Below are 10,019 nucleotides of genomic sequence, written 5' to 3'. Positions count from 1 at the left end.
CGCCGGTGCGCACCATCGCCTCGACGGGGCGGTACTCGGAGTGCGCAAGCACGGGATGTTCGGTCGCGAAAGCCATGTTCACAGGGTAGAACCACACACCGACACCGCGTCATTCCCCGGTCGTTTCCCTGGGCCTATGCTTGCCCTATTCACGCACCCAAACACGAGCTGTTCGACCTGGTCGCCCGCACAAACACCGATCCGAAGGGGATCGTACGTGCGGTGGACGAGTACAAGGTCACCCCGTGGGGGTTGTACATGGCCCGGCCGACGCCCGGGCGCGCTCAGTTCCACTATCTGGAGTCGTGGCTGCTGCCGCCGCTGGGCTTGCGTGCCTCGATCTTCTACTTCAACCCTGACCATGAACGCGACCAGGACTTCTACCTCGACATCGGCCGCTACACACCCGGACCGCAGGTGTGGCAGTCCGAGGACCACTACCTCGACCTGGTGGTGCGCACCGGCGGCCGGTTCGAGGTCGTCAGCGAATACGCACCCGCAGGTGACCAGCCCGCCGCGATCGACGAGTTGGAGCGCCGCATCCGGGCGGGGGAGCGCGACGTCGTACTGCTCGGTGCCACCGGCACCGGCAAGTCCGCCACCACCGCCTGGTTGATCGAGCGGCTGCAGCGCCCCACGCTGGTGATGGCCCCGAACAAGACGCTGGCCGCCCAGCTCGCCAACGAGCTGCGAGAAATGTTGCCGCACAACGCCGTCGAGTACTTCGTCTCGTACTACGACTACTACCAGCCCGAGGCCTACATCGCGCAGACCGACACCTACATCGAGAAGGACAGCTCGATCAACGACGATGTGGAGCGGCTGCGGCACTCCGCGACCTCCAGCCTGCTGTCCCGCCGCGATGTGGTGGTGGTGGCGTCGGTGTCGTGCATCTACGGCCTCGGCACCCCGCAGTCGTACATGGACCGCTCGGTCGAGGTGAAGGTCGGCGAGGAGATCCCACGCGATGCGTTGCTGCGGCTGCTGGTCGACGTCCAGTACACCCGCAACGACATGGCGTTCACCCGTGGCACGTTCCGTGTGCGCGGTGACACCGTCGAGATCATTCCGTCCTACGAGGAACTCGCGGTGCGCATCGAGTTCTTCGGCGACGAGGTCGAGGCGCTGTACTACCTGCACCCGCTGACCGGCGACGTCATCCGCAAGGTCGACTCGTTGCGCATCTTCCCGGCCACCCACTACGTCGCGGGGCCGGAGCGCATGGCGCACGCGATCTCGACCATCGAGGCCGAACTCGAGGAGCGGCTGGCCGAGCTCGAGAAACAGGGCAAGCTGCTGGAGGCGCAGCGGCTACGGATGCGGACCAACTACGACATCGAGATGATGCGCCAAGTCGGCTTCTGCTCGGGCATCGAGAACTACTCGCGGCACATCGACGCGCGCCCAGCCGGGTCGGCGCCGGCCACCCTGCTGGACTACTTCCCCGAAGACTTCCTGCTGGTCATCGACGAGTCGCACGTGACCGTGCCGCAGATCGGCGGCATGTACGAGGGCGACATCTCTCGCAAACGCAACCTCGTCGAGTACGGCTTCCGGCTGCCGTCGGCGATCGACAACCGGCCACTGACCTGGGAGGAGTTCGCCGACCGGATCGGGCAGACGGTATATCTGTCGGCGACCCCGGGCCCCTACGAGCTCAGCCAGACCGGTGGCGAGTTCGTCGAGCAGGTCATCCGGCCGACCGGTCTGGTCGACCCCAAGGTGGTGGTGAAGCCGACGAAGGGCCAGATCGACGATCTCATCGGCGAGATCCGCAAGCGGGTGCAAGCAGACGAACGCGTGCTGGTCACCACGCTGACCAAGAAGATGGCCGAGGACCTCACCGACTACCTGCTGGAGATGGGGATCCGGACTCGGTATCTGCACTCCGAGGTCGACACTTTGCGCCGGGTGGAGCTGCTGCGCCAGTTGCGGCTCGGCGAGTACGACGTGCTCGTCGGCATCAACCTGCTGCGCGAGGGCCTCGACCTGCCCGAGGTGTCACTGGTGGCGATCCTGGACGCCGACAAGGAGGGGTTCCTGCGTTCCCCGCGCAGCCTGATCCAGACCATCGGCCGCGCCGCCCGCAACGTGTCCGGCGAGGTGCACATGTACGCCGACACCGTCACCGACTCGATGAAGCAGGCCATCGACGAGACCGAACGCCGGCGCGCCAAGCAGATCGCCTACAACGAGGAGCACGGCATCAACCCGCAACCGCTGCGGAAGAAGATCGCCGACATTCTCGACCAGGTGTACCGCGAGGCCGACGACTCCGAGGCCGTGGAGGTCGGCGGCTCCGGGCGCAACGCGTCCCGCGGCCGGCGTGCGCAAGGCGAGCCGGGCCGGGTCGTCAGCGCCGGGATCATCGAGGGCCGCGACACCACGAACATGCCTCGGGCCGAGCTTGCCGACCTCATCAAGGATCTGACCGCCCAGATGATGGCCGCCGCACGGGATCTGCAGTTCGAGCTGGCCGCTCGATTCCGTGACGAGATCGCGGATCTGAAGAAAGAGCTGCGCGGCATGGACGCGGCCGGCCTGAAATAGCTTGATCTCAACCGCGGTTGAGGTCATACGGTGGCTGACGTGACCGAGACCGCGACGATCAAGCCCGGCAGCTGGAGTGAGCTGCTTGGCCGTGAACGGCTCGGCACCGCGACCCTGTTGGCCGGTGGCGTGGGGTTGTACGCCACGAATGAATTCCTCACGATCAGTTTGTTGCCCAGCACGGTCGCCGACATCGGCGGCCAGCGTTTCTACGCATGGGTGGTCGCGGTGTACCTCGTCGGCTCGGTTGTCGCGGCCGCCGCCGTCAACCCGCTCCTGGTGCGTTTCGGGCCGCGAGCGTCGTATCTGTTGACGTTGGCCGTTTTTGGTGCCGGCACGGTGGGATGTGCGGCCGCGCCGACGATGGAGCTGCTCCTCGTCGCCCGCACCGGGCAGGGCGCGGCGGGCGGAATGCTCGCCGGTCTCGGCTATGCGGTGATCAACGCCGCGCTACCGAACTGGTTGTGGACCAGAGCGTCGGCGTTGGTGTCGGCGATGTGGGGCGTCAGCGTGATCGTCGGTCCGGCCATGGGCGGCGTCTTCGCCCAATTCGGTATCTGGCGTTGGGCTTTCGGTTCGCTGGCGATCATGACGGCGGCGATGGCCGCTCTCGTTCCCAGGGCGCTGCCGGCCCGGCGGCGAAGCCCTGAACCCACAACCAACCCGCGTATCCCGGTGTGGTCTCTTCTGCTGCTCGGCATCGCGGCACTGTCGACCAGCATTGCCGGCGTGCAGCGCGACGATGTTGTCACATTCGGATTCCTCGCGGGGGCAGCGGCATTGGTCGGGCTGTTTCTGATCGTCGATCGCCGGGCGCGCGCCACTGTCTTGCCGAAGGCGGCCTTCGGCCCGGGCCCGTTGAAGTGGATGTACGCCACGATCGGGCTGTTGATGGCGGCGACGATGGTCGACATGTACGTGCCGCTGTTCGCCCAGCACCTGGCCGGCATGGTGCCCGTGGCCGCCGGGTTCTTCGGGGCGGTGTTGGCGGTGGGGTGGACGCTGTCAGAGATCGTGAGCGCATCGGCCAGCCGGACGCGCACGGTCGTCCGGTTCGTCGCGGCGTCCCCGGTGGTCATGGCGGTCGGCTTGGCCCTGGGCGCCTTGGTCCTCGGGGAGCGGCTGAACTGGGTATCGATGTCGGCATGGGCGGGCGGTCTGTTCGTCGCTGGGTTGGGGGTTGGCATCGCCTGGCCGCACCTGTCGGCGTGGATCATGGGCGCCGTCGACGACCCGGTGCAGGCCGGAACTGCCGCGGCAGCGATCAACACCGTGCAGCTGATCTCCGGCGCGTTCGGTGCCGGGCTCGCCGGCGTCGTCGTCAACATCGCGCGGGGAGGTGACGCCGCCGCAGCGCGCTGGCTGTTCGCGGTGTTCGCCGTCCTGGCCGCCGTGGGGTTCGCCGCCTCGTATCACGCCTCACGCGGCCGCTAGCCCGTCAGTCGGGATCCTCGTCGAGCTGGTGAATCGCGGTCACGCCGTCGATCGAGGCCAGCACCGCGGGCGCGTTCAGAATGCCGGTGCCGGCCAGTGTCAGCACGACGCCCGCCTGGCCCGGCGCTGCACCGAGGGGTTCGCCCTGCGGGTCTGCGGTCAGCTCGGGAAGCTGCCACTGCCGTCGTTCGCACGCCTGCAGCAATCGGCTCATCACGCCACGACCGTCGGTGTACGTGACGTGTAGCCGGATCGCCCCGCTGAGCCGCGCGCTGAGGCGTCGGGCCAGCGGCATGAACCCCACCACGACGAGGAAATGCATGGCGGTCACCGTGACTGCCAGTAGCAGCAGGCCGGCGCCCGCCGCCATCCCGATCGCCGCCGACTCCCAGATCGCGGCCGCCGTGGTCAGCCCGTGCACCGAGCCGCGGCGGAAGATGATGATGCCGGCGCCGAGAAAGCCGATGCCGGAAACGATCTGAGCCGCAACGCGGGACGGGTCCACTTCGATGGTGCCGGCGGCCAACACGTCATTGAACCCGTACTTGCTGACCAGCAGAATCAAGGCCGCTGCGGTGCCGACAATCGTTTGCGTGCGAATCCCTGCGCTCTTGCCTTGAAGTTCGCGCTCCAGCCCGATCAGCGCGGTCAGCCCGAACGCGACGAACAGTTCGATGATCTGCCGGACTCCTTGGCCGGGGCCGCCGAAGAACGGCGGGTCGGCCGCCAGCCAAAGATCCATGGACACACGCTAATGCCGCCACGGCGGCAAACACTTTCGGCGCGCCGGGATTCGCGCTGCGAAGGCTATGCTTTCGCCAGCGTCAAGCATGGGAGTCGCCGATGTCCACAGGAGACCGCCACCTCTTCCTCGGGACGCTGCTGCAGTTCGCGCTGCGGGTCGTCATCGTCGCGTTTACCGCTATCACGTTGCTGTGGGCGCCGCCCAGCAAGCACGCGGCGCTCTGTGTCGCGCTCCTGGCCGTGTACGCGGTGATCGTCGCCGGCTGGAGCTTTTGGGCGCTGCGACCGTCATCGACGATCGCGGCGGCCGGGAGAACCGGTGTGACGCTGCTGGTGTTGAGCGCGGATGTCACGGTGCTGTCGGTGATTTCGGTGCTGACCGGAATCACCTCGCCCGAGGTGTGGACATCGGATGTGATCAGCAGCGGCCTGTTTCTCATTCCGCTGATCGCCGCGGCGCAACTCGATCCCACCATCAGCGGAGCGATGGCGGTGCCGACCGTTTCCGCGTTCTTCGTCACGTCTGCCGTTACCAGGGCGATCAATGAGGAGCCGTGGCCGTCGATCCTGCTCAACACGGCGGTGCTGGCCGCGCTGGCGGGCGGTTCTGTCGCCCTGTCGGTGATCCAGCGGGCCCGGGTCGACGTGATCGAAGAGCTGGCCGCACAGCGGACGCAACTGTTGCAGGACCTGGTCGGGTTGGAAAAGCGTGAGCGGCAAGCGATGTCCGAGCGCCTGCATGATGGGGCGCTGCAATACGTCCTGGTGGCTCGCCAGGACATGGATGATGTGCGCGACGGCTCGCACGACGCCGTCGACCGGGTGGACGCGGCGCTTGTCGAGTGTTCGGGGTTGCTGCGTGACGTTGTTCGCGAGCTGCATCCCGAAGTGCTCGCCCGCGCCGGGTTGAAGGCCGCGATCGAGACGCTGGCCGACGGGGGCGGCGCCCGAAGCGGCCTGACCGTTGAGGTCGACACGCGCACATGGCCCGACGGTCTGCGCACCGAGGCGGATCTGGTGCTCTACGGCGCGGCGCGGGAGGCGTTGACCAACGTCATCAAACACGCACGCGCACAGAACGTCTGGGTCGAGTTGGAGCACGCAGATGGTTACGCCACCCTGCGGATCGCCGACGACGGCATCGGCATTTCGCCGGACAAACTCAATGAGAGTGTCGGGGGCGGCCATATCGGCATGGCCTCGACGCGCACCAAGGTGCTGGCCGCCGATGGACGGTTCGAGGTGCGGACGACGTCGCCGGGCACAGAGGTCACCGTCAGCATTCCGCTAGGGCAGGCCGCGCTCGGCTCGGCCTGCGAAGCCGTGGCCGCGCCGTAGCGATCACTGCGAGGCAAACCCTGGGCATGGCCCGACGCCGCTGGCAGAGTCATCACCCGACGCGGGTGTGGCTGAGCGGTTAGGCAGCGGCCTGCAAAGCCGTCTACACGGGTTCGAATCCCGTCACTCGCTCAAACGAACTGCGCGGCAACCCGCAGATCGGCAACGAAGGCGTCGAACGCCTTCTCCCGCTCTGTGGGCGGGCCGCGCAGGATGGCCGACGGATGCACCGTCGCGACGACCTGTGGGTCGGCGTCGAGGTCGATCATGCCGGTGACGGCGGGCAGCCGCCGTATTTCACCGCGGTGCGCGGTCAGCCGAAAATCATTGCCCATCAACGACTTCGCCGCCGTCGCACCCAGCAGCACCACGACGTCGGGCTGTATCGCGTTGATCTCGGTCAACAGCCACGGCTGGCACGCCACGACCTCGGTGCGGCCCGGTGTCTTGTGGATGCGCCGCTTGCCGCGCTCCTCGAACTTGAAATGCTTGACGGCATTGGTCACATACACCCGATCGCGGTCGATGCCGGCCTCGACGAGCGCCTTGTCCAGCATCCGCCCCGCAGGCCCGACGAACGGCCGTCCCGCTTTGTCCTCTTGATCGCCGGGCTGTTCCCCGACGAGCACCACCTTCGCGGCCGGCGATCCCGCTCCGAACACCGCCTGAGTGGCGTTGCGGTACAGTTCGCAGCCCCTGCACGCCTGCGACGCGTCGGCCAAGACGGTCAAATCGTCGGTGTCCGGCACGAACTCTGCGGCTCCCGGCACTGCCATACACGTCTGGTTACCCGCTGCGGCTGGTGCCACTCGTCATCGGGCGGACTTTGTGACCTGGGCGAAGCTGAACTGCCATCGCTCGACGAGGTGAAAGCCCATCCGCTCTGGCACCCGATACGCAGGCGCTCGGCCCAGCCGGGGGCCCGGGTCTAGCCGAACCCCTGACTCGTGGTCCGGCCGCGAAGCGTCGCGTTGCGACACCGTCCACAGCACTGTGCAGCGCCGCACTTGGTCGGCGACACCCCAGATTCCGAGATGGGCGTCCCACAAGGTGTTTCGGTCCGCTGCTCGCCTCCCTCGGCCGGGATCGACGAGGTTCGCGTACACGGATGAGCGTGCCGCCGTGATCGGCCGGATCGGTCCCGGTTTCCAATTGGTGGTGTTGTCGAGGATCAGGCAATCCCCGGCTCGGGCATGTGCCGCTATGACGTCGGCGACTTGACTGAAGTCCATGCCTTCCTTCGCATACGGGCCGCGTTGCCTGCCAAGGTAATTCGGAGTGGCTGCAAGAGCGAACACCATGAGGATCGCCACGGCGACTTCCTTACACCGGGCGATGACGGTGATGCAGACCCCGAGCAACAACGCCAGAGCTGGGGAGGTGAAGCACAAGTACCGCGGGTAGTAGACCGGGTCGCGCACCAGCGAATAGAGGACCAGCATGGCCGTCGGCAGAGCGATCCATGCCGACGCCACGACGATCAGTCGAAGTTGCTGCGTGTCGAAGCGGCGGTGAAGTGCCCAGGGCGCCGCGAGCACAACGACCGCAACGATTGCGAACGGGACGCTGTGATCGAAGTACTGCACGAATGCGATGTCGAGGATGTTGCCCAGGTGTGGGGTAGCGATCCACCTCACCTGCGCGATTTGCGTCTGGGCGAAGTATGCGAAAGGCGCCGCTACCACTGCGGCACCTAAGGCCGCGACGCCCCATCGGCGCACGGTCGTGCGTCTGAAGCGCCTGTCTGCGACCGACCACACCGCCACGGCATGCACCAGAATCATCAATCCGACGAAGATGTTGAGCAGCGTCCCGAGGGCTAAGGCGACGGTGTACACCGCCCACAGGTTGTATCGGTCGCGCCGCGCGGCGGTCACCGCAAGCACGGTCAACCACACCGCGGCTGCCGTAGCCATCGCGTACGACCGCGCCTCGATGCCCGCCCACGTGATGCGGGGCAGGATCGCGAAGGCGACTCCCGCGGCGGCCGCAGTGGTGCGCCCCGAGAGTTGATTCCCCAGCACCACAACGCCCGCGGCCGCCACGCCGATAGCCAGGCAGCTGGGAAGCCGCGACCAGAACTCCGTCGGCGGAAACACTGCGAACCAGCCATGCATGATCAGGTAGTAGAGGCCGTGTACCGCGTCGATGTTGGCCAGCATGCGCCAGAGTTCGCCAAGTGATCGGTTGTGCGATGCGGAGATCGTCGCAGCCTCGTCGAACCACAGCGACGGCCGCCCAGCGCCCAGCGCACTGACTACTGCCGCGAACAGCGCTACCGCAACTGCATCCAGCCGGTAAGCCGCATCCTCCAGTACGGTACGGCGGCGTTCCGGGCGCTGTGGGCTTACAGAGAGGTTCACGCGAGCCGTTTGACACCCCCTCGACACGTCGGAATTCACCTGACTCATTATTCTGACGAGGTCCCTACGCGACGAAATTGTCGCCCCGGTCACCCTCTACGCGCCAAGGTGACCTTGCTAGCGCCGCGTGCTCAATCACTCCCAAGTTCGCCCGAGGACGCGTTAGGGTCTTTCGTTGGCGGTGCAAACGACTCTGGGAGGGTATGGATGAGCGGCTATCAGACCGTGGTGGTCGGCACGGACGGATCGGATTCGTCGTTGCGTGCGGTAGACAAGGCCGGTCAGATCGCCGCGGGGTCGGGCGCGAAGGTGATCGTGGCCACGGCTTACTTCCCGCAGAACGAAGACCAGCGGGCCGCCGACGTCCTGAAGGACGAGGGCTACAAGATGTCCGGCAACGCTCCGATCTACGCGATCCTGCGGGAGGCCAGGGACCGGGCGAAGGCCGCAGGCGCGACCGATGTCGAGGAGAAGGCTGTCGTGGGGGCACCGGTCGACGCCCTCGTCGAGCTCGCCGAGGAATCCGGAGCGGATCTGCTCGTGGTCGGCAACGTCGGGCTCAGTACTATCGCGGGCCGGCTACTCGGCTCGGTGCCCGCCAACGTCGCACGTCGTTCCAAGACCGACGTGCTGATCGTCCACACCACGCCGTAGCCTTTTCGACTGCGTCGCCGACCTAGGTCGCCGACGCCTTCGCGATCTCGGCGATCGCCGCATCGAGCGTCGCGTTGAACTCCTCGTCGCTCTGCTGCGCGGTGAGCCCCTCGGTGAGCGCACGCGAGAAGCTGGCGATCACGCCGTTGTTGCGCGACAGCTTCTCGCACGCCTCCTCGCGGCTGTAGCCGCCCGAAAGTGCCACCACGCGAAGCACCTTGGGATGCTCGACGAGTTCGCGGTACAGGTTGTCGGTATCCGGCAGCGTCAGCTTCAGCATGACTTTCTGATCGTCGCCGATCTGGCTCAGCGCATCGAGAATGCCCGCCTTGAGCTGGTCTTCGGCCTCGGCCTTCTTCGGGCTCTTGATGTCGACCTCGGGCTCGATGATCGGCACGAGGCCCTTGGCCAGCACCTGCGCAGCGACCTCGAATTGCTGCGCTACGACCGCGTCCAGGCCTGCCCCGGGCAGCTTGATGACCGACCGCTCCTTGGTGCCGAACACGCCATTTGCCACCGCGCGGTCCAAGAGATCGTCGAGCCCAGGCATCGGCTTCATGGTCTGAGCGCCGTCCTGCTCCTCGTTGAGACCCTTGTCGATCTTGAGGAACGGCACGATGCCCTTGACGTTCCACAGGTAGTCAGCGGTCGGGCGGCCCTCGATCTGGCGGTCCATCGTCATCTCGAAGAGGATGGCGCCGAGGATGCGGTCGGCGTCGAAGGCCGGGCTGGTGATGATGCGGGTCCGCATCTCATGCACCAGGTCGAACATCTGGTCGTCACCCGAGTAGGCGTCCTCCGGGATGCCGTAGAGCTTGAGCGCCTTCGGGGTGCTGCCGCCGCTCTGATCCAACGCTGCGATGAAGCCGGCGCCATTGCGTGCCTTCGTGAACTGATCGTTGTTCATGGCGTATTGCTTACCAGGTCGGGCAAGCA

Annotated in this window: 8 protein-coding genes and 1 tRNA gene; 5 read left to right on the top strand and 4 right to left on the bottom strand. The window is 66.5% G+C overall.

Going from position 1 to position 10,019, the window contains the following annotated elements; translation table 11 throughout:
* The first annotated feature begins 222 nt into the window (after positions 1-222).
* Both uvrB and A5651_RS07785 read left to right on the top strand, forming a co-directional pair.
* Positions 223-2,550, top strand: coding sequence for an excinuclease ABC subunit UvrB (gene uvrB, locus A5651_RS07790; RefSeq protein ID WP_369803926.1), 2,328 nt, complete (start codon positions 223-225; stop codon positions 2,548-2,550).
* 39 nt (positions 2,551-2,589) lie between these two features.
* Entirely contained in the window at positions 2,590-3,984 is a 1,395-nt protein-coding gene (locus A5651_RS07785) for an MFS transporter (protein ID WP_066977806.1), read from the top strand.
* Positions 3,985-3,988: 4 nt separating this feature from the next.
* Here the strand turns inward: A5651_RS07785 and A5651_RS07780 are convergent, their stop codons facing one another.
* On the bottom strand, positions 3,989-4,726 hold the full coding sequence (locus A5651_RS07780) for an MgtC/SapB family protein (RefSeq protein WP_066977786.1): 738 nt from the start codon (positions 4,724-4,726) through the stop codon (positions 3,989-3,991).
* A gap of 101 nt (positions 4,727-4,827) precedes the next feature.
* Here A5651_RS07780 and A5651_RS07775 point away from each other — a divergent pair, with 101 nt between their 5' ends.
* Positions 4,828-6,066 (top strand): sensor histidine kinase, encoded by a 1,239-nt coding sequence (locus A5651_RS07775; RefSeq protein ID WP_066977782.1) that lies wholly within the window; start codon positions 4,828-4,830, stop codon positions 6,064-6,066.
* Between the two features lie 61 nt (positions 6,067-6,127).
* Positions 6,128-6,198, top strand: a tRNA-Cys gene (locus tag A5651_RS07770).
* Here A5651_RS07770 and A5651_RS07765 read toward each other — a convergent pair.
* Together A5651_RS07765 and A5651_RS07760 are read right to left on the bottom strand one after the other, a co-directional pair.
* On the bottom strand, positions 6,198-6,842 hold the full coding sequence (locus A5651_RS07765; protein WP_066977779.1) for a UdgX family uracil-DNA binding protein: 645 nt from the start codon (positions 6,840-6,842) through the stop codon (positions 6,198-6,200). The two genes, A5651_RS07770 and A5651_RS07765, sit on opposite strands and share 1 nt — an antisense overlap.
* Positions 6,843-6,878: 36 nt before the next feature.
* The gene (locus A5651_RS07760) at positions 6,879-8,429 is read right to left on the bottom strand and encodes a glycosyltransferase family 39 protein (protein WP_066977776.1); all 1,551 of its coding nucleotides are present in this window, start codon (positions 8,427-8,429) and stop codon (positions 6,879-6,881) included.
* Between the two features lie 207 nt (positions 8,430-8,636).
* On the opposite strand from A5651_RS07760, the gene A5651_RS07755 reads away from it, so the two are divergent.
* Positions 8,637-9,083, top strand: a complete 447-nt coding sequence (locus A5651_RS07755) for a universal stress protein (protein ID WP_066977774.1) — start codon at positions 8,637-8,639, stop codon at positions 9,081-9,083.
* 22 nt (positions 9,084-9,105) lie between these two features.
* On the opposite strand, the gene A5651_RS07750 is transcribed toward A5651_RS07755, so the two are convergent.
* Entirely contained in the window at positions 9,106-9,990 is an 885-nt protein-coding gene (locus tag A5651_RS07750) for a fructose bisphosphate aldolase (RefSeq protein WP_066977771.1), read from the bottom strand.
* Positions 9,991-10,019: the final 29 nt, after the last annotated feature.

Source organism: Mycobacterium sp. 1274761.0 (genome assembly GCF_001668615.1).
Lineage (GTDB): Bacteria > Actinomycetota > Actinomycetes > Mycobacteriales > Mycobacteriaceae > Mycobacterium.
The sequence above is the reverse complement of the archived record's forward strand: the minus strand, read 5'-3'. Positions and strand labels throughout refer to the sequence as shown.

What these genes read in the sequence shown, in the direction of transcription:
- A5651_RS07780 (WP_066977786.1), bottom strand. Translation starts at nt 4,726, where the DNA reads ATGGATCTTTGGCTGGCGGCCGACCCGCCGTTCTTCGGCGGCCCCGGC.
- A5651_RS07775 (WP_066977782.1), top strand. Translation starts at nt 4,828, where the DNA reads ATGTCCACAGGAGACCGCCACCTCTTCCTCGGGACGCTGCTGCAGTTC.
- A5651_RS07765 (WP_066977779.1), bottom strand. Translation starts at nt 6,842, where the DNA reads ATGGCAGTGCCGGGAGCCGCAGAGTTCGTGCCGGACACCGACGATTTG.
- A5651_RS07755 (WP_066977774.1), top strand. Translation starts at nt 8,637, where the DNA reads ATGAGCGGCTATCAGACCGTGGTGGTCGGCACGGACGGATCGGATTCG.
- A5651_RS07750 (WP_066977771.1), bottom strand. Translation starts at nt 9,990, where the DNA reads ATGAACAACGATCAGTTCACGAAGGCACGCAATGGCGCCGGCTTCATC.